We start from the raw sequence: 25,931 nt of genomic DNA on the forward strand, positions 1-25,931 counted from the left end.
TCCGTGCAAGTAGCACGGAAGTGTGATTGCCGTAATTATGGCGCTCCCTGCTGCGTGTATTACTTTTCTATGTAGGGAAACTGTTGGTATTCCAACATTGTTGGAATCTGACTTTCTCATAATGCAGCACAGAACGGAAGGATTCTGCCATAACGGTTTCCCTGCTATGCCACTGCAGCACTGAACGTAGATTCATGCGATTGTCGGTTTCGCTGCTTTTGCGCACGAGCAGGACCAGTGGCTCGTATAATCTGGAACCCTAAAAGCTGTCAAAGAAACGAGGAACTATGAAGACCGTTGCCATTATCGGAGCCATGGAAGAGGAAGTTGCGCTGATCGCCAAGTCCTTGAACGACGTCAAGCACAACAAGACCGCAAGCCTCGATATCAACGTCGGCAGGCTCACCTCCAAGTCGGGTGAAGAGATTACCGTCGCCGCAACGGTCGGCGGTATGGGCCTGGTCAATGCGGCCGCGACCACGCAGTGCCTCGTCGACAACTACCATCCCGATGCCGTGATTTTCTCCGGTATTGCCGGTTCGCTCAACAAGTCGATGCATATCGACGACGTCGTGCTTGGCGGCACCCTGCGTTATCTCGATTCCGATATGGCCCTGATCGCCCAGTGGAAGCCCGAAACCGAGGAATTCCACAGCGACCAGCACCTGCTCGACGTGGCCAGCGCGGCGCTCGATGAGATGGGCGTCCACCATATGACCGGTGTCATCGCTTCAGGTAACCATTTCATTGGTACGCCGGAGCAGGCCGCCGTCGTGGCCGAAAACACGCACGCTGATGCGGTGGAGATGGAAGGTGCGGCCGTGGCCCACGTCGCCGCCCGCAACGACGTGCCTGTATTGGTGATTCGTGCGCTTTCCGACGAGGCCGATACCGATTACGAGCAGTTCAAGGAATTCGACATCTCGGAATACGCCGATACTGCCGCGCGTCTCGCCGTCGACATCGTCACTCGGCTGTAACGCTCGTTAACCATTCCAAGCCTTGTTCGCCCAATGAGAAAAGCAAAGGCTCGGATTTCCTGTTTTCGAAGAATACCCGCAAGAAAAGGTCGGTGGTTTGCCGGATGGTTGGTCGGCTGAGGCTTAACGATTTGGCCGTTATGTAATACGATAAAAATAATATAATGCCAATATTTACGGGTCAATAAATCCCTACAAAAAAGCGAAAAGGTCGGTTCTGATTTCAAAGCGAGGTCGGAGGCCCAATTCTCGATCGGTCGGCGACCAAAGCCGAAAGCCCAACCAAGCATCGAGCAATTGTCTAATAGCCGGCGGCAGACCATCTGTCATAATGAAACCGTGAGTAACATCATGCACAGCACCACGTGTAAGCGCCTCATCGCTGTTGTTTCCTCGTTTGCGATGATAGCGGCACTTTCGGCTTGCGGTGACAATACCCCTGCCGATACAACCGGAGCCACTAAAGGCAAGAATTCCGGGATTTCCGGCGAATTCCATGGCGCCGGCGCCTCCTCGCAGCAGGGGGCAGTAGAGGCTTGGATTGCGACGTATCAAAACAAAAACCGTAACTCGAAAATTGCCTATAATCCTTCCGGTTCCGGCGCAGGCGTCAGCACGTTTCTGACCGGCGCCACCGCTTGGGCGGGAACCGATGCGCCGCTGAACGACCAGCAGATCGAGCAGTCCAAAGCCATCTGCAAATCCGGCACCGCCTTTGACGTTCCTGTCTACGTTTCCCCGATCGCCGTCATGTTTAATCTCAGAGGCGTTTCCGGGCAAGGCAAGCACCTTAACATGGATGCCACGGTCATCGCTCGTATTTTCGACGGGAAAATCACCGAATGGAACGACGAGGCCATCAAAGCCGAAAACCCGAAGGTGAATCTGCCCGCGACCCCAATTACCGTGGTCCATCGTTCCGACAAGTCCGGCACGACCAACAATTTCACTTCGTATTTGAAAGCCGCAGCGCCGAACGATTGGAGCTACGAGCCGCAGGAGAACTGGCCCAACGATGTCGGGCAAGCGGCGAAAGGCACCGACGGCGTGGTCAGCAGCATCGGGCAGGCCGACGGCACCATCGGTTACGCGGACCTTGCCAAGGCCGGCAATTTCGGAACCGCTTCGGTCAAGGTCGGTGCCGATTATGTCGAGCCCGCCGCTGACGCTGCCGCGAAAACCGTGAACGCCTCGCCGTTGCGTCCAATGCCCAAGGGCAGCAAGCGCGTGGTGGTGAACGTCGACTATGCCACCAGTGTCGCGGGCGACTATCCGATTGTCTCTTCCTCATATGCTGTGGCGTGCCCGGCCTATAAGGATCCGAAAACCGGAGCTTTCGTGCGCGATTGGCTGGGCTATGTCCTAAGCGACAGCGGCCAGAAAGTCGCGGCGGATAATACGGGTTCGGCGGCGCTTGGGGGAGCGTTGACGCAGAAGGCCTTGAAATCCGTTGGTGCGATACAGGGAAAATAGTTTGGTACTTGTAGACGAAACAATCCGACCCACCGATTCACTTTTCCCGGAAACCGGTTGGTTGCAGGATTGCAAAGCCGATTCGGCTCGCTTCAAACTTCGAGTAAGGAAAAGCATGGCGAATATATCTGAAACTAGCGGCGTGGGGCAGGTGGTGCCTGCGGTTGCGGGCCAGGTCAGCGCGACTTTGGGTGCTCCGGTTGGTGGTGGTCCAGACGGTCGCCGAGACGACCTTGATTTTAGCAATGCCAAACCATCCAAACACAGCCAGGACAAGATTTTCCACGCGGTGGCCGTCGGTTGCGGGGCCTTGATTTTGGTGTCTCTCGGTGCAGTGGTGCTCTTCCTGCTCCTGCGTGCCTGGCCGATTTTCGCTGGTCCGCAGGCCAAGACTTCCGCGGTTTTCGCCTCCCTGAGTGGAGGCAAAGCGCATGGTTTCTGGCAATATGTTGGGCCTTTGGTTTTCGGTACTGTGGTGATTGCGACGCTTGCGCTGGCAATCGCCTTTTTTGTCGCCGTCGGTGTGGCCCTGTTCATCACTTTTTATGCCCGCAAACGCATTCAGACCGTGCTCAATTATGTCGTTGATTTGCTTGCTGCGATTCCCTCGGTTATTTACGGCCTATGGGGCGCGCTGGTGCTGGTGCCGGCGACATATCCCTTCTGGAACTGGGTCAGCGTCCATCTGGGCTGGATTCCGCTCTTCGCTGGTCCCGCCGCCAATCCGCCGCGCACCGTCGCCAGTGCAGCGGTAATCTTGGCCATCATGATCATGCCGATTATTACCTCGATGACCCGTGACATTTTTGCGGCGACCCCGAGGTTGAACCAAGAGGCGGCGCTCGCGTTGGGTGCTACCAAATGGGAGATGATCAAGCTGACTGCGTTGCCATTTGCCAAGTCCGGCATGGTTTCGGCCTCGATGCTCGCGCTTGGGCGTGCGTTGGGGGAGACGATGGCTGTCATGATGGTACTTTCGCCGGGCATGACCTATTCGTGGCACTGGCTGCAGGCCTCGAAAAGCCAGACCATCGCCGCCAACATCGCTGCTCAATATCCCGAGGCCGATTCGCTCGGCGTCTCCGCGCTGATTGCCACAGGCTTGGTTCTCTTCGTTATCACGTTCGTGGTCAATCTCCTCGCCCGACGAATCACGAGGAAGGGAGGCGCACAATGAGCTTGAAAGGCGATAAAAACGAAAACGATAAAAACAAATTGACATCAAATATTTCGCGGAATTCTGCGCTTGGATTTGTCGTGGATGCACAAGGAACAACAGTCCCGAATACCGAAGTTACAACCGTAGACACCTCTGCCGAAGCTATGAAAACCGCCCGTCCTACTCCCGATTTCTCGAGATTCAAGCCCTCGGAGGCGCTGCTCAAGCAGCGCGAGTGGAAGAGCCGGATTATGGCCGGTGTGATCGGTCTCGCGTTCGTCGTTGCGATGATTCCGCTGATTTCTCTGCTTTGGACCACTATCGCTCGCGGTGTCAAGCGGCTTAATCTGAACTTCCTTGCTTTCAATATGTCCGGCGTCATCGGCGGTATGCCAACGCCATCCGGCGGCCACGGAGGCATCGAGCACGCCATCATCGGCACGTTGGAAGTCACGCTCGGTGCAATGCTGATTTCCGTGCCGGTCGGCTTGATGTGCGCAATCTATCTGACCGAATACGCGCGTGGCAGCAAATTCGCCAAAGCCATCTCGCTGCTGGTCAACGTGATGAGTGGTATTCCTTCGATTGTCGCCGGCCTGTTTGCCTTTTCGTTGTTTGCCATCTTGATGGGCCCTGGCGTCTCCAACGGTTTTGAAGGTTCAGTGGCGCTTTCGATTCTGATGATTCCGACGGTTGTCAATTCCAGCGTTGAGATGCTGCGCATTGTTCCCGACGACCTGCGCGAGGCCTCGTACGCGCTTGGCGTCACCAAATCCAGAACCATCGTCAAAGTCGTCTTGCGCACCGCACTACCCGGCATCGTCTCCGGCGTCATCCTCGCGATTGCCCGTGTGATCGGCGAAACCGCGCCGCTTCTGATGACTGCCGGTTTCATTGTCACCACCAACTGGAATCTTTTCAGCGGCCAAATGACCACGCTGCCTGTCTTCGTCTATCAGGAATACAGCAAGATGTCCGTCACCTGTCCGCCGAACGCCGGCACGGGCTGCGTCGCGTCGATCCCGTCCGAACGTTCGTGGGCGGCAGCGCTGGTGCTCATTGCCATCGTATTGGTCCTGAATCTCATCGGCCGCTTGGTGCAGCGCCTCTTCAGCGTGGAAGCGTCTCGATGAAAGACTACAGCGCGCGATTCATCGCCTATTGCGGTCTATTGGCCTTGCGGTGCACTTTTCTGACGGTAATGTGCAAAAAGTGCATATTAGCTGTCCCCAGGTGCACTTTTCTGACGCTGGCGTGCGAAAAGTGCATTCTGGATTCGGTAAAGTGCACTTTTGGGACGGTAGCGTCTGAAAACGCGCGATACATAAGGTGACACGGATTCCGATATAGATATCAACAATGAAAGCGAGTCATCATGGGGCAACACATCGATGTCGAACATCTCAACGTCTACTACGGCGATTTTCTGGCCGTTCAGGATGTCAACCTCAACATTCAGGCCAACAAGGTCACCGCCTTCATCGGGCCGTCCGGCTGCGGCAAATCCACCGTCCTACGCACGCTCGACCGCATGCACGAGATCACGCCGGGAGCGCGGGTCGAAGGCAAGGTGCTGCTCGACGGCCGCGACCTCTATGGCAAGGGGGTCGATCCGGTGGCCGTGCGCCGCGACGTCGGCATGGTCTTCCAAAAGGCCAACCCGTTCCCGACGATGTCCATCCGCGAGAACGTCCTTGCCGGTATTCGTCTGAACAATCGACATATTTCCAAAACTGACGCCGACAATCTGGTGGAGTGGGCCTTGCGGGGCGCGAACCTGTGGAACGAGGTCAAGGACAGGCTTGACAAGCCGGGCATCGGGCTTTCCGGCGGCCAGCAGCAACGCCTGTGCATCGCCCGCGCCGTCGCCGTCCACCCGCAGGTGCTCCTGATGGACGAGCCCTGTTCTGCGCTCGACCCGATTTCCACGCTTGCCGTCGAGGATCTCATCAACGAGCTCAAGCGCGACTACACCATCGTCATCGTCACCCACAACATGCAGCAGGCAGCCCGCGTGGCCGATTACACCGCCTTCTTCAACTTGAAGGCCGTCGGCAAGCCCGGCCATCTCGAGTATTTCGCCGACACCACCACGATGTTCAACAACCCGCAAAACGAGGAGGCCGAGCGCTACATCTCCGGTCGTTTCGGCTGAGTTTCCTTCTTGCACGCCCAACCAGTGCGAAAAGCACCAAAAACTACCCGAAAAGGTGCTTTTCCACTGCCGTCCGGCTCAACTGCGGAGAAAAGCGCCATTCGGAGACTGATTTGGTGTTTTTCTCACTGGTTGGGGTGGGCGCGTTTCGCTTTGTTCGGTCATTGCGGCGAAGTCGAGGGCTCGTTCCGTGTTCGCTGTTGTGGAATTGGACTTATGCGCAGCACTGAAAGAGGAATCTTGGTTGGGTGACGTTTGATGCTATCCGGATGAATATTTTTCCTTGGTATTCCGCCATTCTGCTTTTTGAAATACTTGAATATGCAGCAAGTAAGTATCCATTCATGCAAATTTTTTGTTCCGTGCTGTAATTCAATAATTTTGCCTCATGCAACTCCTTTCCCTATTGAATTTCTGTTCTGTGCTGGTCCAAGCTCGTTTATTGCAGCACTGAACGTTTGAAATGGATTTTCTATGAATCAGTTCTGTAAACATGCAGCACTGAAGGAAAATCGGCTGCATTATGTATCTCTGTGCTGTTGAATTGAATAATTTACTACGTGGTTCTGCCGTTTTATCGGCTAACCCAAGGGAAATCACAGCATGGAAAGGGAGATAATCATCTAATTAGTTTTAAAACTTTATGCTCATTGGGTTGAATTTATATATTAAGATTCAGCTCCATGATGATTGAGATTCAAACGGGCTGTGCATCTATTGGTTTGGCCGATCTGATTCGTTCAAGCGGCTTCGCAATGATGAAAAAGTTGAATGCTGCGCCACGGGAGGCTAATTGTCTTCCGGTTTGCAATGCAAAACGTGCTCGGGCATCAGCGTCATCGATGTCACCAGCCGAGATAACGACAATACTCCATCCGTTTGCCCGTAATTTGTCTCTTTTTTCTCGGTCGCTATGCCATTGTTGTTTGTCGTAACGATGTTGGTCTCCGTCGTATTCCACGCCGACATGCCACTGAGGCCAAGCCATATCGAGCGTCATAGGTGCGCCGGATGCAAATCTGAATCCAGGTACGATGAAATTGACTTCAGGGCATGGCAACCCGTGTGTAAGCAATGCGAGTCTGCTTTCGGTTTCTCGAGGTGAATAGACACCTGGCAGTATGAATCTCAAAGCCTGTCTGCATGCGCATTTGCCGGTGAAGCGCGGCGATGTCTCAATGAACGAAACGAACCGATGGTAGATAAGGTTCATCTGCGTGATGTCATCATGTGCTTGTGTACGGATAATTGATTCTGCGAGTACAATGAGATCTGTCAGTTGCACATGTGGACTGAGTTGCGCCCACGTATTAATGAGATCCAACGCGAAGATATGCCTGGATATTTTTACCTGATATGCGGGTTTGAGCATCTTCCAGACATGGTGCTTAACAAGTTTGCTCTGAATTCGCAAATTTTGACAGCTTGCGGTTGTGTGTAATGCGTTGGTATCAAGGTCGCAATGTTTGGGCAGCGATATTCCTTGAAGCTCAAGCGAGGTAGTCATTCCGAACAAGAGTCCTCTCCCCATCGCTTTCGATACTTGGCCGCATCTTGACAGAGCATTTTGGCGCAATTGCGAGGCTTCGGCGGTTGCAATCGATGGCTTTCTGTGACTCATACCGGTACATTATCGGATTTCGGATTTTTACCGCGCCGTTTTAAGGTGTTGTGGTCGAATGATCGGCCTCCCGGCGTGTCTGTGGATAACTGGTTTTCGCATAACTGCGAATGTGTACGACTCGGTGCATTATTGACGAATCGGAACAGGCAGGCCCTTTTGCGTTGCTATACAGGCTCGAAAAATAAGATGATTTCCTTCAATACTCGTTTGGTACCGCTATCAAAATTCGAAAAAAATAATTATTGAAACCTTCATTTATATTGAAAAATAAGGAAAATGACGGCGTTTCTGACAATTTGGTAGCGCTTTCAAAAAATGTTATTATACAAGTGTCATCAATCGGTGGGCCATAGAAAGCACCTGTTTGAGACGCAAATAAGACCAAAGGAGATCAAATGAGAAAACGCATGATGGTGAGTGCCGCTTTGGCGGTGACTCTTGTCGCAGGCTTGTCTCTTTCAGGCTGCGGAAATCCTGCAGCTGGTGGAAATAATAGTGCCGATACGGATACGTCCGCGGCCGGATATTGGCCTGATGTGACCACAAAACTTGACGGAGTCAAATTGACGTTCTGGGTTGGCCAGTCCGATAGCAAGGTTCCGGTCAAGGCCATTTCCGACTTTGAGAAGGCGACCGGGGCGAAAATCGATCTGCAGATCATTCCTGACAGCTACGAAAATAACGTGCAGACCAAGATCACCACTGGCGACATGCCTGATCTGGCGACGTGGGAGCCGACGAATTCCATGCTCGCCGGCTTCGTTTCCACGGGCAAGCTCCAGCAATTGGATCATGCGCCATGGGTGAAGAACTACATTCCAGGAGTTGCCGATCTGGGCCAGACCAAAGGCCATCGTTATGCCACGCTGATTTCGCCGGTTAACGTTATGGGCGTTTGGTACAACAAGAACGTCTTCAAGAAGGCCGGAATCACCGCGAATCCAAAGGGTTGGAACGAGCTTGTCTCCGATGCGCAGAAGATCAAGGACACCCATGCCGCGGATTCTCCGTTCTTCGAGATGGGTGGATCCCAGTGGGGCACCCAGTGGGCTGTGCAGGTGCAGCTGGCTGAAGCGGCCAAGAAGGGCCTGTGGGAGCGTGTGAACACCGGCAAGGAGAAATTCACCGATCCCACTATCATGAACGCCATCAACAACTACAAGAAGCTCATCGACGAGGGGTATTACAATTCCAACGCCGGTTCGGCGACCCTGGACGATCAGGCTGCAGCTTTGTGGAAGGGTAAGACCGGTATGGTCATCGGTAACAACGCCCAGTTCAATGTCGCTGCGGCGCTTGCCGGCAACGACAAGAAGGCGATTGACGAGAGCCTTGGATTCTTCCCGATTTCCAGCGAAGGCAATATCTCCTCGCTGTCTCCAGGAGCCTCAAGCTCTGTGGTGGCTTTCAAGACCGGTGACAAGAAGCGCGAAGCCGCTGCCCGTCAGTTCCTTGCCTTCTGGATGTCTAAGGGCTATAAGGACTTTGTCAACAATCGCAAGCTCGTCTCGGCTCTAAAGACGGTCAAGTCTCCGGAAGGTGTGCCGCAGGCCCTGCTTGACGCAGCGGATTCCATCGGTGATTCCGCTCCTTCGATGCAGTCGGCAGCCATCGCCAACCCTGACCTCTACATCAATTTGGCCAATATGATCAACGGCACCTCTACGCCCGAGAAGGTGGCGGAAAGCACGCAAAATCAGTTTGCCCAGATTGCCAAAGCTCAAGGAGCCAAGGGGTTCTGATTGCTTAGTCACCATTGAAAATCGGGAATCTTCGTCTAGGCGCGTCCGATGTTCTGCGCGCGTAACGCCATGTGCTTGTTCTTAGGCGAAAGAGACGAGATTCCCGGTTTCTTTGGTACAGCTTTTGGCGATCTGTCATAGACATCTGAATCATGTCGAAAGGAGCAATCATGGGTTCTCGTAAGACCCTGATGAAACAAAACTACCCGCTCAGCTTCCTTATTCCAGCTGGCGTGATGTTGGCCATATTCTTCATTGTGCCAACCGTGATGAACTTCATTTATGCCTTCACCGATTGGTCGGCGTTCAAGAACACGATCAATTTCAATGGCGTGGATAATTTCGTAACGCTTTTCAAAGACGGCACCCTGATGCGCGATATCCGTATCACGCTGATTTACGCGGTGTGCATAGCGATTTTCCAGAACGTTTTCGGCCTGTTGCTGGCCGTGCTCCTTGAAGAGGACACGCGGCTTAACCGTTTCGCCCGTGTCATGTTCTTCATTCCGGTGATTATGTCGGCGCTCGCTGTCGGTTATATCTGGCAGGCCGTCCTTAAAACCGACGGCGCCCTTGACCAGATGCTGAGCCTCATCCTCGGCCATCATGTGACAACCGGGCTGTTAGGTAATACAACTTGGACGATTGTGGTGGTTTCTGCGATCCAGGGCTGGAAATGGATGGGTCTCGCCATGCTTATCTTCCTGGCCGGATTGAAAACCATCGATTCCGATGTCATCGAGGCGGCCCGTATCGATGGCGCGAATGGCAGTCAGTTGTTCTGGAAGATCAAATTCCCTCTGCTGGCCCCCGCTTTCACCTTCAACGTGGCGACTTCGTTGCTTGGATCGCTCAACGGCTTTGATATGGTTCAGGCCATGACCAAAGGCGGGCCGGGCGGATCCACCGAGATTCTCAATATCTTCGTGTGGAGGACCTTCGGGCAAGGCCTTTATTCACAATCGACCACGATGAGCATGATTTTGTTCATCCTTGTCGCCATTATCGCGCTGCCCGTCATTTATCTGCTGCGTCGTAGGGAAAGGAATGTGTTCTGATGAGTAGTACATCATTTAGTGCACAGAACAGCGAACCGAAGAAGCCAAAGGCCTCCACCAAGCCGGCCGGGCCAAAATGGCACCGTGTCGGACACGACCTTCTGGTCATCGCCATCATGCTCGTGCTTCTGGCGGTCCCTTTCTGGTTGCTCATCGTCACGGCTGGCAAAACGCAGGCCGAAGCCCTGGAACTGAATATGTCGTTGCCGCATAAGTGGATGCTCTTCCAGAATTTCGCAACGGTCATCCATGACGGAAGGATGATTCCTGCGTTCTTCGGTTCCGTCATCATAACCCTTCCTGCGGTGCTCATTGCTATTCTCTTTGGTTCGATGGCATCATGGATTCTGGCAAGGCGGGCCACCAAGCCGGTTGCATTCCTGTATGCGCTTGGCATCTCCGGCCTGATTCTGCCTCCCGCAGTCGTCACTGTCATGATGCTGCTGAAGATGATCGGCTTGTCTGGAACGGCAGTCGGCATGATTTGCGTCTATGTGGGAATTTATCTGTCCACCGTGATTTTCTTCGTCACCGGCTTCATACGTACTATCCCGCCGTCGTTGGAGGAATCGATGCGAGTCGATGGCGCAAAACCTGCGAGGATTTTCTTCTCGCTGATTCTGCCCCTGTTGAGCCCCACTATCGCCACGGCCACGATTCTGTTGATCCTTTACATCTGGAATGATGTGTTCTACGCGTTGTTCATTTTGTCAGGGAAGATGGATACGTTGCCGCTCAATCTCTACAACGTCGCCAGTGCCGGTCTTTACCTCAACAATTGGCATTTGATTTTCGCTTATATCATCCTTATGAGTCTGCCGTTGCTTATCATCTTCGCGTTGGCTCAGCGTAAGATTATCAGCGGAATCACTGGTGGCGCGGTGAAATAAAAGACTAGGTTGAAAAGGGTCGTTAACGGCCCGCTGCTTTGGCGGGCTATTCGACGAGTTGAACACCGATGCTGGTGTGACGATGGCTTTGAAACGCATAGGAGAAAATCATGAACGAGGTCTCGCACGAAAATGCGAAGAAAACTCCGTCGATTAATGATGTAGCCAAATTGGCGGGTGTCTCGGTTTCCTCTGTTTCAAGATATCTCAACAATGCAGCTCATTTGAGGGATGAGAAAAAGCATCGTATCGCCCAGGCGATCGAGATGCTCGATTACCATCCCTCGCTGCTGGCGCGTGGATTGGCGGCGAATCGTTCGAAAACGATAGCGCTGTTCACCGGTTCGAAACTGCTCTATGGGGTTACGGGCTGCATCCAGGGTATCGAGGCGGCCGCTTCCAAGGCGGGTGCCGTGGTGGATGTGGTGCTGCTCGACAAGCATCAGGAACCTGGAAAGATGCGCCAAACCATTAAATCCACTCTGAGTGTCAATCCTTGTGGTGTCATCATCGACCAGCCCCGTTATGACACGGGCAGCGAGATGGTGTTACGTGAGGTGAAGAAGGATGTCCCACTTGTGCTGATAGGCGGCAACCGGATTGAGGGCCAGTGCCAATTGTTCACTTATGATGACCATGGCGGGTATCGGATCACCCAGCATCTGCTTTCCCTCGGTCACAAAACCGTGTTCCATGTCGCCGTGCCTGAAGAGGACGAATCCCAGACTCGTCAGTCGGGATGGCGCCGTGCCTTGGAAGAGGCCGGTGCTGTCGTTCCGCCGTTGTATCGCACCAGTTGGGATCCTTTGGACGCCGTTGAGGTTGGCCGTAAACTTGGCCAGCGTGACGATGTCACCGCCGTATTCGCCGGAAACGACGAAATTGCCTTGGGTGTCATTCGGGGGCTTTATTCGGTTGGCAAAAGGGTTCCGCAAGATGTCAGCGTCGCCGGTTTCGACAACAATCCCATAGCCAGTCTCTCGATTCCTTCGCTGACCACATGGCGGCAGGATTTCGAGCATATAGGAATATTCGCCACCGACCTGATCCTTGACCAGATCGCCGGAAATCTCGACACTGAGTTGAAGACCGCCCATTACGTCGGCGACACCGCCGAACAATTGATTATACGTGAGTCAACAGCGGCGCCTCCTGCGCAATCTCGTTGACAGTATTCCGCAACGCTTATGCCGATGGCAAGCGATTTGCAAACATGAAAGCAGTATATCCATGACCATGAAAACCATCAGTAGCACCACTCACTGCGGTATGACAGCGCTATATCGACAGAATACGAGTAGTGGGATAGTTGATTTCCTGTTGGTCCCGGAAGGGATGCAGGAGCAGGTAGTCCGCGACGATTGTATGCCGGAGCCGTTGATCCAGGCGAAGATCATAGGTGATGACTATCCGGGTGGGTATGCACAAGGCCGGACGATGCGTGGTGCGCCGACAACATATGCGATGCATTTTACCGGTCAGCAGGTCGGGAAAACCAAAATCGGCGCCGACAGTGTGGTTACAAAATTCCGTGATGAACGTGGCCTTGAATACACACACCGATTAGTTTTCGGCACGCAAAGCCACGCGATTGAAGTGCAAACCGAAGTAACGAACATTTCAGACAAACCCGTCACTTTCGAGATGCTTTCCAGCTTTACGCTCGGGTCGTTGACCCCTTTCACCAATGGTATGGCCACGGGGGAGTTGACCATCCATCGCATGCGTAGTACGTGGAGCGCAGAGGGGCGTCTCGAATCGCGTAGCACCGAAGAACTGCAACTGGAACCGGATTGGCAGGAGCATGTCGCCAATTCCGTGCGGTTCGGTTGTGTGGGTTCATTCCCCGTGCGCGGATGGGTTCCTTTTATCGCGGTGGAAGACAAGGCAACGTCGGTGACTTGGGCTGCTGCGACGACCCATGCTTCGAGTTGGCAGATCGAGGCATATCGTAAGGATAACGGGTTGTCCATTTCGGGCGGAATAGCGGATCGTGAATTCGGCCATTGGACCCATACGGTGAACCCGGGTGAGACGTTCTGCGCGCCCCCGGCCGTGCTTTGTGTGGTCAAAGGTGGGGTGGACGAAGCCTCCCAAGCCCTTGCCCGCCATGTCCGCGAACGGTTGGAGCTTCCTTCTTCCGAATGCTGGACGGCGGAAGGTGGTCTGCCGGTCGTATTCAACGAGTTCTGCACAACTTGGGGATTGCCCACCGAAAAGAGCGTGCTTGCTCAAATCGAGGAGCTGAAAGGCAAGGGCGTCACCTATCTGGTCATGGATGCCGGATGGTTCGACAGCCAACCGTTCCACGACAGCTCGAGGTTCGGCAAGTGGCAGGTCAGCTCGAAATCCTTCCCGCATGGGATTCGTTATGTCGTCGATGCGATTCATCGGGCGGGCATGAAAGCCGGGATTTGGTTTGAATTTGAGGTCGTGGGCCGTCAGGAACCCGATTGCTTCAACAAAACCGAATGGTTGCTGAAACGCGATGATCTTCCTATAACTTCTGAGAATCGCCGATTCTGGGATATGCGTAACCCCGAGGTTCAGGAATACCTGCATACGCGGGTCATTGATTTTCTTCGCGACAACGATTTCGATTACATAAAGGTCGATTACAACGAGACCATCGGTATCGGGTGCCAAACCTCCGGGCAAAACGGTCGTTCTCTGGGCGACGGGCTGTTCGATGTGGTGCAGGCCTCTCAGTCTTTCTTCCGTCGCATTCGCAAGGAATTGCCCGATGTCACCATCGAAGTCTGTTCGTCGGGTGGCCACCGGCTGGTTCATAGCTTTATGGAAATCGGAGCCATGGCGAGTTTCTCCGATGCCCATGAGTGTGACGAGATTCCTGTAATAGCGGGGAATATGCATAGGATTATCGAGCCGCGCCAATCCCAGATATGGGCTGTAATGCGTGCGGAACAAACCGAAGCGCAAGAGCGCTATCGTCTGGTTTCCGGTTTTTTGGGGCGGCTTTGCCTCTCCGGGGATATGGGAAGTCTCAACGCGGCGCAGTGGGGTATTGTCGAAAAGGCGATTGCGCTGTATAAGACGGCGTCCGACGTCATTGACGATGGAGTGAGTGCATTTTACGGTACCCCAATTTCCAGCTATCGTAACCCAAGCGGATGGCAGGCCATCGTGCGTCGGGGATGTGGCAAGGCACAAGGCAAGACCCTTGTCGTGCTCCATACATTTGCGCATTTCAATCAGGACGATATGAAGGGCATTGTGTCTCTACCTGTCGATTCTTCTTCTGCAACCGCTTTGATCTGTCTTTCAGGCGACGAACCGGGCAAGTCGTTTATGCGTGACGATGTCAAGGTGCAATATTGCGACGGATGCCTTCGCATAAGCGGTTTACGCGATTGGGATGCCGTCGCTTTGGTTCTCTGAAACCGGAAGAAAATTGTACAGTTTTTTTCATTGAAGGTGGGCGTCCGTCATAAAACGAGCGCTCGCCTCGCTTTACGTACCGAGCTTTTTTAAAATGAGCACAGACGGCATTGGCGTTGATAGTTCGATGATTTTTAGTGCAAAAGCTACCAAACACACTAGAAAATGCCATGGGTAGGTTCGGTGTTATATTCATGGTGTCCGTGGAAACGCGGGCGAGTCGCAGCAACCTCCGTATCGTCGATTCATTCATCAGCAGCGAGTGAAGTTCGTCGGTCTTGTCGTGTTGGAACGCGGTAAGTGCCGACCGCCCCTTTTCTGCAATCTGACTTGGCGATGCTCAAACCAAGGAAGAGAGAACGATGGACAGGTTCTTCCATCTCAAAGAAAATCACACCAAAGTATCTACTGAAATCACAGCGGGCATCACTACCTTCTTCGCGATGAGCTATATCATCGTGGTCAATCCGCAAGTTCTGAGCACCACCGGCATGCCGTGGGGCGCGGTGTTCCTCGCCACCATCATCGCCTCCGTCGCCGGTACGTTGGTCATGGGGCTTTTCGCCAACGTCCCCTACGCGCAGTCCGCGAGCATGGGCCTGAACGCGTTCTTCGCCTACACCGTTTGCGCCGGCCTCGGTTTCACCTGGCAAGAAACGCTGTGTATGACATTCCTATGCGGCCTGATCAACATTCTGGTCACGGTCACCTCTATCCGTAAGCTCATCATCGCCTGCATCCCCGAATCTCTGCAGCACGCCATCGGCGGCGGCATCGGCCTCTTTGTGATGTACGTCGGCATGTTGAACGTCGGCTTCATTTCGTTTACTCCGGGCGACCCGAAGGCCGCGGCCAAAGGTGGTCCGATTCATGCCACCCCGGGTCTTTCCACTCTCAACAATCCCGAGCTCTGGGTCTTCCTTATCGGCCTGGCTATCGCCATTGTGCTCACGCTGCTCAACGTTCGCGGCGGTCTGTTGATTTCCATTATTGCCGCCGCCATCATCGGTATCCCGTTCGGCATCACGAACATGAGCAACTCGATGTCCATCAGCCAGACCTTCTCTCAGCTCCCCACCACCTTCCTTGCGATTTTCAGCCCGAAAGGCTTCCCTTCGCTATTCGGTAATCTCGGCCGTCTGCCGCTGGTCATCGTCACCATCTTCGCCTTCTCGATGTCCGATATGTTCGACACCATCGGCACGCTCGTGGGCACAGGCCGCAAGACCGGCATCTTCTCCGACGCCGATATCAAGAACATGGTCAACGGCCACGGCTTCAGCTCTAAGATGGACAAGACCCTCTTCGCCGACTCCATCGCCACTTCTGTCGGTGGACTCTTCGGCACCTCCAACGTCACCACTTACGTCGAGTCCTCGGCCGGCATCGCCGCGGGTGGCCGCACTGGCCTGACCAGCGTCACTGTCGCCGTCTGCTTCATCATCTCGATGTTCCTTTCGCCGCTGGTCTCCGCGATTCCGTCCGCTGCGACCGCCGGCGTGCTGGTCGTGGTCGGCTGCATGATGGCTTCCAGCCTGAAGGAAGTGGAGTGGGGCGACCTCGGCGAAGCCATTCCGGCTCTCTTTGCCTCGGTGTTCATGGCGCTTTCCTACTCGATTTCCTACGGCATTGCCGCGGGCTTCATCATGTACTGCCTCGTCAAGGTCTGCAAGGGCAAGGCGAAGGAGGTCCATCCGGTGATGTGGATCGTCACCGCCCTCTTCATCCTCGACTTCGCTCTGCAAGCCGTCCTCTGATTGCCAGAATAACGAACCACTTAATATCTGCTTGTTGACGCGGTCTCATCATTGATTGCGTCAATAAGCAATAAAACTGCTTCTAGAATCTGCTTGTTGACGCGGCTTTATTGTCCATCGCGTCGATAAGCAGATTTTTGGGTTCATTTTTCTACTTATCCAATTAATCGCGATTCTTCGTGGTTCGGCTGTGGCGTGTCGCTTGGTCGGGCGGCATCCGTATACTGTTCATCTGTAAACCACAGACTGTTGGTTAGAGGTGCAAGCCTCTCGAAGTTTGGTTCGCCAAGCCAGCATAGGTTGAATGTCATAAGCCTCGAAAGAGGTGGGTCGCAAAAGCGGCCGGTATGGTGCTCTGCCTATGTGCAGGGCATTTTTTGTAGGGTTGCAAATTCGCAGCAACGCAACAAATTGCCCATAAACGCCAAAGCGTTCCGATTTCCCGATCAATGGTCGACTCAGGAAGGAACGCCATGAAAAGGCCCGATAAGGCAAAGGTGATCGAGGAGCTCACGGAGCAATTCCGTGACGCCGACGCGGTCTACCTCACCGAGTACCGCGGGCTTACCGTTCCGCAGATTTCCGATCTGCGCGAAAAGCTAGGCCGCGATACTTCCTACTCAGTGGCTAAGAACACGCTCGCTCGCATCGCCGCCAAAGAGGCTGGGTACGAGGGCTTCGATGAAGCACTCTCCGGCCCCTCCGCAATCACCTTTGTGAAGGGTGATTACGTCGAGGCTGCGAAGGTCCTGCGTGACTTCGCCAAGAAAAACAAGGCCCTCGTCATCAAGGGTGGTTTCGCAGACGGAACCATGTACGACGTCGAAGGCTTCATGAAACTCGCGAGCCTCGAATCTCGCGAAACTCTGCTCTCCAGGATGGCAGGCGATCTCAAGGGCACCATGTCCAAGGCCGCTCGCACGTTCGTTGCTCTGCCTACCAAGGCCGTGCGTACGTTCGACGCCCTGCGTGAGAAGCAGGAAAAGGCCGCTTGATTTCCGCGTGGCTTTGGCCGCGTAATTTCAGGCAGTTTAGTAGTGAATAATTAAAAATATTTAAGAATTTAGGTGACGGAACCAAATAAAATATCCGTTGCCATGATTGAAAGGAAGCCATTATGGCTAAGCTCTCAAGCGATGAGCTCCTCGATGCGTTCAAGGAAATGACCCTGGTTGAACTCTCCGACTTCGTCAAGAAGTTCGAGGACGAGTTCGACGTCGAGGCTTCCGCCCCGGCCGTTGCTGTTGCTGCTGCTCCTGCCGCTGGTGCAGGCGATGGCGCTGAAGAGAAGACCGAGTTCGACGTCGTTCTCTCCTCCTTCGGCGACAAGAAGATTCAGGTCATCAAGGCCGTCAAGAACATTACCGGCAAGGGCCTGGCTGACGCCAAGGCGCTCGTCGATGGCGCTCCTACCACCATCCTCGAGAAGGCCAAGAAGGATGACGCCGAGAAGGCCAAGTCTGAGATCGAAGAGGCCGGCGGCACCGTCGAACTCAAGTAGTTCTTTCCTTCTTTGAGGGTTTAGCGGCTGCGGCTTTCTTAAGCTGGAAGCCGTGCGAATCCCCGAAAATTGTTTCAAACCCTGTGTGCGGAATCTCCGCTCGCAGGGTTTGTTCATTTTGTCGGCTATCGTAGTATCTAGGGCGTGTCCTTTAGGCAAAAGGTGAGGGCAGGCTCATGCGTGAGTGTTGTCAATGTCTGTCGTTTTTCTGTTGCATTCAAAAGGAACATGGCAGAATGGCATTAGCATGAACATGATGTATATGGGAGGCCGCAAGGTGTCTGATCCGCGAACGACGAAACATTGGGTCATCAAGGTCAATGGCTCCACAAAAGTCGACGTCGGCCCCGGCGAAAACGTTGAGATCGGCCGCAGGCCTTTGCGCCCGCTTGCCGATGATGGGCATCGCCGTTTGGAAATCGACGACGACACGCGTTCGATGTCAAAGCGTCACGCGGTATTTACCGTGGCGGCCAATGGCGGGGCTTCGGTCACCGATTTGAATTCCACTAACGGTTCGTACATCGTTGAAGAAAAAGGTCTGCGCCCGCTGACACCGAATCAGGATTTCATCTTTCCGGATTCGCCGATGAGATTGCAATTCGGCGATGTTCCTGTTGATTTCGTGCGGGTGGATGTCGATGAAAGTCCCGATAACGCCAACCGAATTACCGACCTGTTCGACTATGCCGCGAGCGGCGGGGAAAGTGCTGATGTCGAGCCAGACCTCAACGATATGTCCGTCGATGATATTCTGAACCTACGAGCCGGGGAGCCGACCACGGCTTTCAGCGCAGCGGATGTGGCCAGCCGTATTGGGACCGCATCTTCCGTTGGGATCGACGGCAATGGCAATCCTCAGGGCTTAGACGAGCGATCGGCGAACGATGCAAGTGCCGACGCAGGCAATAGTGCCAATGAAGCCCCGTCTTCAATCGAGGAGCATCCCAGTCAAAAGCCTGAAAACACACAAATCGAGCATACCATCGACCAGTTTTCATTGAACGTGATGGCGCCAGCTGCACAGAGCGAGGACGCCAAGGCACGTGATCTGTTCAAGGATGCCATGGAGACCGAGTCCGAAGACAAGGCTGAAGCTGACGGTCAGGCCGCGACCGCCGCTGCTCGACCTGCCGTTTCCAGTAACGGGACTTCGAAACCGTCAGTGAACGCTGCCTCAGATCCTTCGATAACCGACGCTACCCCCGACCTTGTCGAGAACGGGTCGTCTCAACCTGGCCCACAGAGGCAGCAAGTGTCGTTGCCTTCACGGCGCAATGCAGGCCAGAATCCAGTGGAAACTTCTCGTGCACAACAATCTGTCGGATCGTCGGCGGCGATGCAGCCGCAGGGCAGCCTCAACGTCAGTCCCAGCGAAAATGCTGGCGTTGGTGTCACCGGTTACGTTTCCGTAGACCAATCTCAGTCTCGGGCAAACAATGCTTCAAACGGACTCTCTGATTCCGGGCAGGCTTCGGCCGATCAGGATGCCGCCGTATTCGTGCCGATGGATGAAAATCCCCGGCAGGCAAACGACGTGGGTGGTGCTCGTTCCGGTTTGAATTTCACTGATTCGCAAAGCGGGGAAAGCGAAGACGAAGCCTTTAAGGAACGCAGCAAGTTCATGCCTCCGGTTCGGGACGAGGCGAGTACGCCCTCGCAAGCCCCGATCAACAATGCCGGCACGTTTGATACGGCGCAGAACTTCAAGCCGAGCTTCGAACCCGGTTCGGTTTTTGAAAAGGTGTCGAATGGCGAATTTGACCAGCCGCAGCCGCAAGTCGAAGTGGAGGGTATGAGCTCGCAGGAGGCCAAAACGACCGCCGATTTCTCGCTCCAGTTCGAAATGGCGAAGCATCCTGAACTTCTGCCGTTCCTAGCGATGAATCCTTCGTTGTACGGTGATTTGTATGCATGGCTTTCGGCGGTCGGCAACAACGACATCGATGCTGCGCTTTCACAAAATTCAGGGTATATCGAATATCGTAAAGAGGTCGGGGAGGGACGTAAACAATGAGCGAGACGAACCAGATAATGGAAGGCATCCAACGGATGCGCAACTGGTATGACAGCTATCGTAGTGGGCTGGTTCCTTCGCCTCTGGAAGACGTCGGACAACTCACCGCTCAGCTCGATCTGACCCACGCGCATCCTTCCGGAATCGCGCAGCTTTTCGCCAGCGGGCATACCACCCTCGACTCCATGTTCCGTGATGCTGGCATGTTGCGCGCTGCCGGCCGCAGGCTCGAGCGCGTCCTCGACGACAAGGCCGTGAAAACCAGGTCTGCCGGAGTTGCCGAGCTCTCTTTGGTGGTCGGTGTGGCCACGTGGAAAGGCAATTCGGTTCCGGTCCTGCTTTACCCGGTCGAAGTGCATCGCAAGCCTGATGGCCGCGAGACCGATGCCGTGATTCGTTTCACCGGTCACGTGAGCCTCAATCCCGCGTTCACTACTGCCATGCACGACCAGCACATCGACATCGACGAGACCGCTCTTTTTGACGGTCGGAATTATGCCAGCGGCACTCCGGACACGTCTTCCGTGTTCACCTCCATCACCGATCAGGTCAAGCCGACGATTGCCGATTTCGACATCGAACGCAATATCATACTCGGTTGCTTCATGGATCCGGCCACCAAGATGCTCGCTGAAAGCCGTCGTATCATCGACTCCCTGGCAAGAAAGCCGAGTGGCAACGTGGCTCTCGATGCGTTGGCTGGCAATAAAGACGCCATCAGCGCTTTGAAGGATGCAAAGCTTCCGAGTTTCAGCCCCTTCGATGCCGACCCCCACAGCGAACACGAGGCCGGGGACGTCGATAACGTCGTGCGATATGCGGCAAATATGGCGGCGCAGGGCCATTCGCTGTTTTTGGATGACGCTTCCGGCAACGATACGGCACAGATTGCCGCGGCTATCGCTTCCCGTTGCGTCTCCGCCGGGAGAACCGTGCTCTACGTGCCAGGAGTGGCAGGGCAAAAGAAGCGTTTCACGCAGAAAATGGATGCCTGCCATATGGGCAGCCGGGTGGTCGATATGGCCGATTCCAAGGCGGCTCAGCAGATCGATCAGGAACTGATTGCGGCCGTCGGTTTCCAGCCCGGTGCCGCCGTAGCGCGTTTCGATCAGGTTTCCGATGAACTCGTCGGAGTGCGCTCGCGTCTGACCCGTTACCTCGGCGATTTGCATGGGGTGAGCAAGGAATGGGGCGTCTCCGCCTATCAGACCATTCAGAACCTTGCCAGCATTTCCGCCATGCCGACCCATCCGTCCACGCATGTTCGGCTTTCCAATGAATCTGCAAGGGCCATCGCCCCTCATATGGAAGATTGGATCAAGAAGCTTCGCAAGGCCGGCGAATACGGGGAATTCACTGTCGGTCCACAGACCACGCCGTGGTATGGTGCCTCCTTGTTCACGCAGGATGAGGCGGTCAACGCCTATCAGAAGGTGGAGAATCTCCTCCAGCGCCTTCTGCCCGCAACCCGAGATCAGGTGGCGTCTGTCGCTGAGACTTGTGGCTTCCCAGTGCCGTCGACAGTGCAGGAGTGGGGCCGTCAGGTCACCGTGCTGAAGAACCTGCGTCGTGTCCTCGACGTCTTCCAGCCCGAGATTTTCGAGCGTGACATCGACGGGATGATTGAAGCCAGCAAACCCAAGGCGCAGCGCAAGGCCGAGGGAACAAATATGGGCTTCTGGGAGCGTCGGCGTCATGTTAAGGAAGCTAAGAGCCTGCTTCGGGCCGGCTCCCAGGTAGAGGACCTGCACGATGCTTTGCAGGTTGTCGACAAGCAATCCCAGCAATGGCATGAGATCGTGCCTCACGGCGGATGGCCAGTGCTCCCGCCCAAACTTGACACGATAGTGGAAACGCAGGAAGCCTTGATGCGCGACATCACGGCACTTGATGCCGTGCTCGCCACCACGATTGAAGGCGGCGACTTGCAAAGCGTTGATTTGGCAAGGCTTGAAGCCAGGCTCAAGGCGCTCTATTCCGACCGCAAGGCGCTGGATACCTTGCCCGGGCGTGCCGGCCTCGAACGTGAATTCCATTCCGTCGGGCTTGACCCGTTGATTGAAGACATGCGGACTCGCCGCGTGGGTGTGGACTCGGTGGAAGGGGAACTTCAGCTTTCCTGGTGGACTACGGTCTTTGAAGACATCGTCCGTTCTTCGGCTATTATCTCCAACCAAGACGGTTCTGCCCTGCAATCCGCGGCCGATCGCTTCGTGCAGGTCGATATCGACCATGTCAATTCCGTGGGGCCGATGCTTGAGCAGGAAGCCATGCGTCACCTCTGCGATATGCTCTTCTCGCACACGCAGGAGGCCAACCAGCTGCACACATTGCTCGCCAGCAATGCGCATGTGCCGCTGAACCATGTCATCCGTGAGTATCCTCAGATTCTCGCGGCTGCGAAACCCGTCATCATGGCAACTCCGTTCACACTTGCCGTATTGAGCAACCCCGAGCCTCTGGCCGATGTGGCCATCATCGATGCCGCCTCGCATATTCCGTCGCTTGAGTTGCTGAGTGTTTTGAGCAGAGCTAGGCGCGTTGTGGTCATTGCCCACCGGTCCACCATCACGTCCGAGTCGTTGAAGGCCTTGACCGATTTGTTGCCAAAGGTTACCATCGATTCGCGTCCAGTATGCCGTGACCCGCGTCTCTCGCTCTTCCTTTCCGCACAAGGTTATGGCAGCGCCCGAAGGGACGTGGCCACTGAATCGCTGCAGGGCAGGGTGCGTTTCCACCGGGTCGAAGCCAACGGTGTACCAGTGCTTGCCACAGGATTGGTGGAAAGCAGCCAGCAGGAGATTGACGAAGTCATCGCCATTATCAAGCAACGTGCCGCCGCTTTCACCGTGGTGCCGACCGGCTATCTGCTGGCGGTGGTCACCTTGACCCCGGTCTTCCGCACGAGGCTTGGTGCCGAATTGAAGTCGCTTTCGTTGAAGGATGAGGCCATGGGCCGCTTCCTTCGTCATGTGCGTCTGGTCGATCTCGATGAGGTCGCCGGTGTTCGAGCCACTGACGTTATCCTTTCCCTGTGCTTCGCCAAGACCTCGCACGGTCGCCTGCTTCAGCAGTTCGGTGCCGTGGAAGGCGACGGCGGCGACGGCAAGCTGCTTGACGCTCTTGCTTTGGCCGACCGCAACGTAGACATCGTTTCGGCCTTCGGTTCTGCGGACATGGAGGATGACCGTCTTCATCAGCCGGGTCCGAAGCTGTTGAAGGTCATGCTCAAATGGGCAGAAGGCCTCGGCAAAGAAGTGGTGCGTCCTTCGGTGTCGCTTAAAAGCGACAACGTACTGTTCAATGACCTTGCCGATCGTATTCGTGCTCGTGGGCTCAAGGTGGCCGCCAATTACGGTTTCGATGGCGGTGCCTCCATTCCTTTGGTCGTCGGCTTGAAAGACAAGCCGTTCTCGTTGGCAGTGATGACCGATGACGCCCAGTTCATGGGCATTCAGTCCACTCGCAAGCGTCACCGTGTGCTGATGCAGGAGCTGGCAACGCTGGGCTGGTCGGTGATGACGGTCTGGAGCGTGGCCGCGTTCGTCAATCCAGACAAGGAAGTTGACCGGATTGTCAGCCGTATCAGTGACCTCTACCAAGAGGTTCGCTGATGGCTTTGGCCTACGACCCGAATCGCCGTTCCTCACGTACCCACAAACGTGTGGTGCGTAAGGGCAACGAGCGCTTCGACGTCGATGGCGTCGAACTCGACCCGGAAGACCGCCGTCCGAAGGGCAGCAAGCAGCATGACGACGACAGCCGCATCCTGCGTGAACTGCCTCCGCATTGGGGTATTTTCAGCGAGCGAAACAAGTAGAATTCGTCAGTTTATCGGTAAAGGATGATGGTGCAGTATGCCGTCATCCTTTACTGTTATCGCCTTAGAATCGGTTGTTTCTGCAATCGCGTGGCTTGCTAGAGCTTGGCAGCCATGATGGGCATGCGTTCCTGCACTGCCATGATGCGTGCGGCATCTTGCGGTGGCATGGCAAGTTGAGCGGTGACGTTGCCGCCATCGTCGTGGTGCGGTTTGCCGGTGACCATCGCAAGTCTTACCAACGTACAGGTCTGTCCATCGGATTGTGCAGGCGTCGCTTCATTTGACGTGACCCCGGCAGCGTCATTTGGGTAGCTGTTGCTGCTGGTTCCGTTCTGATCAGTTTCAGGCTGTTCTCTTGGTGTGTCTCCCTCTTCCGAATCGTTGGTACCGGCCGGACTTGCAGCCGCTGAATCGTCTCCCGGCTGTTGGTTTGCGGATGGGTTTCGAGCCGGCGAATTTGGCACAGCGCTGCATCCGGCGCTACCGACAAGCGAGATCTTGTCTCCGGGAACCAGGCCACTTAGAGACCCGCTGACTTTGACATCAATGGCGGTCAATCCGTGCCCGATCACCGGCGAGGCCCGAGCCATGGGCCGAGCGATGACGCTACCCATCTCGATGTCCACTTGCGCGACCAGTCCTTTCACATCATCGTTGGCGCTGAACACATTCGCCAGCGCGGGACTATCCGCGACTCGTACTGTTTTGAGATCATCTGCTCGGATGGTCTGGCCCCGTTTGATGGCATGGGTCGTCACGACCGCGGATTTGGTGGCGATGCTGCTGGAAATCGACTGCAACGCAAAGAAAACGGCCATGCCGGCGCATACTGCCGCAAGTATGGTGCGCGTCTGTCGCATGGTGCGTCGTTGCCTGAGCGTCGGTTTCTTCAGACTCAGGCTTTGCTTGTCTGCGTGATGAAAAAGGTTCATGATTCCATGATGGGCCAAAAGGCAAAATTACCGAGGCAAAAACGGGTACTGTGGTCGAATGATAGGGCTTATCAACATTTGAGGCGTGTTGCAGTGGAGAGAAAAACGACTTATCCACATCCAAAAATCCTATTTTGCTGATTTTTACAATGTTTTGATATCCGATGAAGTGTCTGTATTGGTGTGGCAGAAATCCAGAAATACCTTTTTCTCGTTGTATCGACGTCAAAATGCAAGAATACCAACGTAACGATGCACTATTGCACCATTTTAAAGTACAGAAATCTATAAACCTATAAATCGTATAAACAAAAACACGAAAGCCGGCACTTGCGTCAAAACAAGTTACCGGCTTTTCAAAATTCAATCAATCCGCAATTATTTCTTCGACGAAGACGACGAGCCACCCTTATCGGTGCGATAGAAGCCATGTCCCTTGAACTCAATGGGAACCGCGGAATAGACCTTGCGCACCTGCTCTTTGCCGCATTTCGGGCAGACGGTAATGGGGTCGTCGGAGAATGACTGCTGCTCGGTGAAATCGTATCCACAGTTCTTGCAACGGTAATGATAAGTAGGCAACGGTCCCTCCAGGAAATAAACACTCAACAAGTCAACTGTTCATATCCTAGTCCCAGCCCTGACGCTCTTTCGTTTCCGGTGAAGTTTGGGAGCTTGACATTCCGTTCGTTGAAATCGAGACGATAGAAAATATCGATTTCAGACGGTGGATAAAGGAGCTATTCGTTCGTTACTTGAGCGTTATAAGACGTTCCGGCGTCATTATCGCATCGACTGCCATATCGTGACTTTCGCGAGGCACTACGCCGTGATCATCGATGAATTCCCAGTCCCAGCAAACCCCGATTTTCAGCGCGTCGGGCCTGCAAAGCCTCAAAACTTGGTCATACCAGCCGCCGCCACGCCCCAGCCGGATACCATCGAGGTCGATGGCGAAAGCCGGTATGAACACGATGCTTGCGTGAGCGATAGCGTTCGGCCCCAGGACTTTGCCTTCCGGTTCCGCCGGTCTCAGCCCGCCCGTTGCGGTGTGCGGCATCTCGCGCAGCCCGGATTCGCCGTAATATTCGCTCCATCCGATGTCGCGTCCTTTGCCGAGCCGTGGGACCAGCACGCGCAGCCGACGCCCGGCTAGTTCATCCAACAGCTCCAGCGTCGGCACTTCCGTCCCCATCGAAACGTAAGCGGCAACAGTGTCTCCGGGCTTCGCATCAATGGTTAGCGAATCATCCAACAGTGATATGGCAAGTTTTCCCAGTCGTTTGCCAGCTTCTGCCCGCTCGCTTTCGTGCACTTCTTTTCGTTTAGCAATGGCCTCATGCCGCATGCCCTGTTTCAAAACAACAATGTTTCCCGTGTTATCGTTCATGTTTTCATAGTAGGCCTATGGACCCGTATCC

At 54.6% G+C, this 25,931-nt stretch carries 20 protein-coding genes; 16 read left to right on the plus strand and 4 right to left on the minus strand.

What is annotated here, in order from left to right; genetic code table 11:
* Positions 1-287: 287 nt before the first annotated feature.
* From mtnN to pstB, 5 genes are all read left to right on the plus strand, one after another.
* Positions 288-980, plus strand: a complete 693-nt coding sequence (mtnN, locus tag OZX70_RS02005) for a 5'-methylthioadenosine/S-adenosylhomocysteine nucleosidase (RefSeq protein WP_277181608.1) — start codon at positions 288-290, stop codon at positions 978-980.
* A gap of 351 nt (positions 981-1,331) precedes the next feature.
* Positions 1,332-2,453: a phosphate ABC transporter substrate-binding protein PstS gene (gene pstS, locus OZX70_RS02010; RefSeq protein ID WP_277182070.1), complete on the plus strand. Its 1,122-nt coding sequence runs from the start codon at positions 1,332-1,334 to the stop codon at positions 2,451-2,453.
* 115 nt (positions 2,454-2,568) lie between these two features.
* The gene (gene pstC / locus OZX70_RS02015; protein WP_277181609.1) at positions 2,569-3,630 is read left to right on the plus strand and encodes a phosphate ABC transporter permease subunit PstC; all 1,062 of its coding nucleotides are present in this window, start codon (positions 2,569-2,571) and stop codon (positions 3,628-3,630) included.
* Positions 3,631-3,776: 146 nt separating this feature from the next.
* Positions 3,777-4,745: a phosphate ABC transporter permease PstA gene (gene pstA, locus OZX70_RS02020; protein ID WP_277182071.1), complete on the plus strand. Its 969-nt coding sequence runs from the start codon at positions 3,777-3,779 to the stop codon at positions 4,743-4,745.
* A 242-nt stretch (positions 4,746-4,987) separates the two neighbouring features.
* Positions 4,988-5,767 carry a phosphate ABC transporter ATP-binding protein PstB gene (gene pstB / locus OZX70_RS02025; RefSeq protein ID WP_277181610.1) on the plus strand — a complete coding sequence of 260 codons (780 nt, stop codon included), beginning with the start codon at positions 4,988-4,990 and terminating at the stop codon, positions 5,765-5,767.
* Between the two features lie 697 nt (positions 5,768-6,464).
* On the opposite strand, the gene OZX70_RS02030 is transcribed toward pstB, so the two are convergent.
* Entirely contained in the window at positions 6,465-7,388 is a 924-nt protein-coding gene (locus OZX70_RS02030; protein ID WP_277181611.1) for a hypothetical protein, read from the minus strand.
* A gap of 398 nt (positions 7,389-7,786) precedes the next feature.
* Here OZX70_RS02030 and OZX70_RS02035 point away from each other — a divergent pair, with 398 nt between their 5' ends.
* The 11 genes from OZX70_RS02035 to OZX70_RS02085 all read left to right on the plus strand — a co-directional run bounded on the left by OZX70_RS02035 (position 7,787) and on the right by OZX70_RS02085 (position 23,575).
* Positions 7,787-9,133: an ABC transporter substrate-binding protein gene (locus OZX70_RS02035; RefSeq protein ID WP_277181612.1), complete on the plus strand. Its 1,347-nt coding sequence runs from the start codon at positions 7,787-7,789 to the stop codon at positions 9,131-9,133.
* A 170-nt stretch (positions 9,134-9,303) separates the two neighbouring features.
* Complete coding sequence (locus OZX70_RS02040; RefSeq protein WP_277181613.1) at positions 9,304-10,191, plus strand: sugar ABC transporter permease; 888 nt, start codon at positions 9,304-9,306, stop codon at positions 10,189-10,191.
* Positions 10,191-11,081, plus strand: a complete 891-nt coding sequence (locus OZX70_RS02045; RefSeq protein ID WP_277181614.1) for a carbohydrate ABC transporter permease — start codon at positions 10,191-10,193, stop codon at positions 11,079-11,081. The genes OZX70_RS02040 and OZX70_RS02045 overlap by 1 nt, the downstream gene beginning before the upstream one ends.
* Positions 11,082-11,191: 110 nt before the next feature.
* Positions 11,192-12,250, plus strand: coding sequence for a LacI family DNA-binding transcriptional regulator (locus tag OZX70_RS02050; protein WP_277181615.1), 1,059 nt, complete (start codon positions 11,192-11,194; stop codon positions 12,248-12,250).
* Between the two features lie 61 nt (positions 12,251-12,311).
* Positions 12,312-14,480 (plus strand): alpha-galactosidase, encoded by a 2,169-nt coding sequence (locus tag OZX70_RS02055; protein WP_277181616.1) that lies wholly within the window; start codon positions 12,312-12,314, stop codon positions 14,478-14,480.
* A 362-nt stretch (positions 14,481-14,842) separates the two neighbouring features.
* Positions 14,843-16,237, plus strand: a complete 1,395-nt coding sequence (locus OZX70_RS02060) for an NCS2 family permease (RefSeq protein WP_277181617.1) — start codon at positions 14,843-14,845, stop codon at positions 16,235-16,237.
* Between the two features lie 473 nt (positions 16,238-16,710).
* Positions 16,711-17,232, plus strand: coding sequence for a 50S ribosomal protein L10 (gene rplJ, locus OZX70_RS02065; RefSeq protein ID WP_277181618.1), 522 nt, complete (start codon positions 16,711-16,713; stop codon positions 17,230-17,232).
* Positions 17,233-17,354: 122 nt separating this feature from the next.
* Positions 17,355-17,738: a 50S ribosomal protein L7/L12 gene (gene rplL / locus OZX70_RS02070; RefSeq protein ID WP_277146254.1), complete on the plus strand. Its 384-nt coding sequence runs from the start codon at positions 17,355-17,357 to the stop codon at positions 17,736-17,738.
* Positions 17,739-17,985: 247 nt separating this feature from the next.
* The gene (locus tag OZX70_RS02075) at positions 17,986-19,755 is read left to right on the plus strand and encodes an FHA domain-containing protein (protein ID WP_277181619.1); all 1,770 of its coding nucleotides are present in this window, start codon (positions 17,986-17,988) and stop codon (positions 19,753-19,755) included.
* Positions 19,752-23,369: a helicase gene (locus OZX70_RS02080; RefSeq protein ID WP_277181620.1), complete on the plus strand. Its 3,618-nt coding sequence runs from the start codon at positions 19,752-19,754 to the stop codon at positions 23,367-23,369. The genes OZX70_RS02075 and OZX70_RS02080 overlap by 4 nt, the downstream gene beginning before the upstream one ends.
* Complete coding sequence (locus OZX70_RS02085) at positions 23,369-23,575, plus strand: hypothetical protein (protein WP_277181621.1); 207 nt, start codon at positions 23,369-23,371, stop codon at positions 23,573-23,575. The genes OZX70_RS02080 and OZX70_RS02085 overlap by 1 nt, the downstream gene beginning before the upstream one ends.
* Before the next feature lie 98 nt (positions 23,576-23,673).
* On the opposite strand, the gene OZX70_RS02090 is transcribed toward OZX70_RS02085, so the two are convergent.
* From OZX70_RS02090 to OZX70_RS02100, 3 genes are all read right to left on the minus strand, one after another.
* The gene (locus OZX70_RS02090) at positions 23,674-24,510 is read right to left on the minus strand and encodes an SAF domain-containing protein (protein ID WP_277181622.1); all 837 of its coding nucleotides are present in this window, start codon (positions 24,508-24,510) and stop codon (positions 23,674-23,676) included.
* Positions 24,511-24,888: 378 nt separating this feature from the next.
* Positions 24,889-25,092, minus strand: a complete 204-nt coding sequence (locus tag OZX70_RS02095; RefSeq protein WP_277143778.1) for an FmdB family zinc ribbon protein — start codon at positions 25,090-25,092, stop codon at positions 24,889-24,891.
* Positions 25,093-25,261: 169 nt separating this feature from the next.
* Entirely contained in the window at positions 25,262-25,900 is a 639-nt protein-coding gene (locus OZX70_RS02100) for a 5-formyltetrahydrofolate cyclo-ligase (RefSeq protein ID WP_277181623.1), read from the minus strand.
* Positions 25,901-25,931 lie beyond the last annotated feature (31 nt).

Source organism: Bifidobacterium sp. ESL0732 (assembly GCF_029395535.1).
Taxonomy (GTDB): Bacteria; Actinomycetota; Actinomycetes; order Actinomycetales; family Bifidobacteriaceae; genus Bifidobacterium.

What these genes read in the sequence shown, in the direction of transcription:
- mtnN (WP_277181608.1), top strand. Translation starts at nt 288, where the DNA reads ATGAAGACCGTTGCCATTATCGGAGCCATGGAAGAGGAAGTTGCGCTG.
- pstS (WP_277182070.1), top strand. Translation starts at nt 1,332, where the DNA reads ATGCACAGCACCACGTGTAAGCGCCTCATCGCTGTTGTTTCCTCGTTT.
- pstC (WP_277181609.1), top strand. Translation starts at nt 2,569, where the DNA reads ATGGCGAATATATCTGAAACTAGCGGCGTGGGGCAGGTGGTGCCTGCG.
- pstA (WP_277182071.1), top strand. Translation starts at nt 3,777, where the DNA reads ATGAAAACCGCCCGTCCTACTCCCGATTTCTCGAGATTCAAGCCCTCG.
- pstB (WP_277181610.1), top strand. Translation starts at nt 4,988, where the DNA reads ATGGGGCAACACATCGATGTCGAACATCTCAACGTCTACTACGGCGAT.
- OZX70_RS02030 (WP_277181611.1), bottom strand. Translation starts at nt 7,388, where the DNA reads ATGAGTCACAGAAAGCCATCGATTGCAACCGCCGAAGCCTCGCAATTG.
- OZX70_RS02035 (WP_277181612.1), top strand. Translation starts at nt 7,787, where the DNA reads ATGAGAAAACGCATGATGGTGAGTGCCGCTTTGGCGGTGACTCTTGTC.
- OZX70_RS02040 (WP_277181613.1), top strand. Translation starts at nt 9,304, where the DNA reads ATGGGTTCTCGTAAGACCCTGATGAAACAAAACTACCCGCTCAGCTTC.
- OZX70_RS02045 (WP_277181614.1), top strand. Translation starts at nt 10,191, where the DNA reads ATGAGTAGTACATCATTTAGTGCACAGAACAGCGAACCGAAGAAGCCA.
- OZX70_RS02050 (WP_277181615.1), top strand. Translation starts at nt 11,192, where the DNA reads ATGAACGAGGTCTCGCACGAAAATGCGAAGAAAACTCCGTCGATTAAT.
- OZX70_RS02055 (WP_277181616.1), top strand. Translation starts at nt 12,312, where the DNA reads ATGACCATGAAAACCATCAGTAGCACCACTCACTGCGGTATGACAGCG.
- OZX70_RS02060 (WP_277181617.1), top strand. Translation starts at nt 14,843, where the DNA reads ATGGACAGGTTCTTCCATCTCAAAGAAAATCACACCAAAGTATCTACT.
- rplJ (WP_277181618.1), top strand. Translation starts at nt 16,711, where the DNA reads ATGAAAAGGCCCGATAAGGCAAAGGTGATCGAGGAGCTCACGGAGCAA.
- rplL (WP_277146254.1), top strand. Translation starts at nt 17,355, where the DNA reads ATGGCTAAGCTCTCAAGCGATGAGCTCCTCGATGCGTTCAAGGAAATG.
- OZX70_RS02075 (WP_277181619.1), top strand. Translation starts at nt 17,986, where the DNA reads ATGAACATGATGTATATGGGAGGCCGCAAGGTGTCTGATCCGCGAACG.
- OZX70_RS02080 (WP_277181620.1), top strand. Translation starts at nt 19,752, where the DNA reads ATGAGCGAGACGAACCAGATAATGGAAGGCATCCAACGGATGCGCAAC.
- OZX70_RS02085 (WP_277181621.1), top strand. Translation starts at nt 23,369, where the DNA reads ATGGCTTTGGCCTACGACCCGAATCGCCGTTCCTCACGTACCCACAAA.
- OZX70_RS02090 (WP_277181622.1), bottom strand. Translation starts at nt 24,510, where the DNA reads ATGAACCTTTTTCATCACGCAGACAAGCAAAGCCTGAGTCTGAAGAAA.
- OZX70_RS02100 (WP_277181623.1), bottom strand. Translation starts at nt 25,900, where the DNA reads ATGAACGATAACACGGGAAACATTGTTGTTTTGAAACAGGGCATGCGG.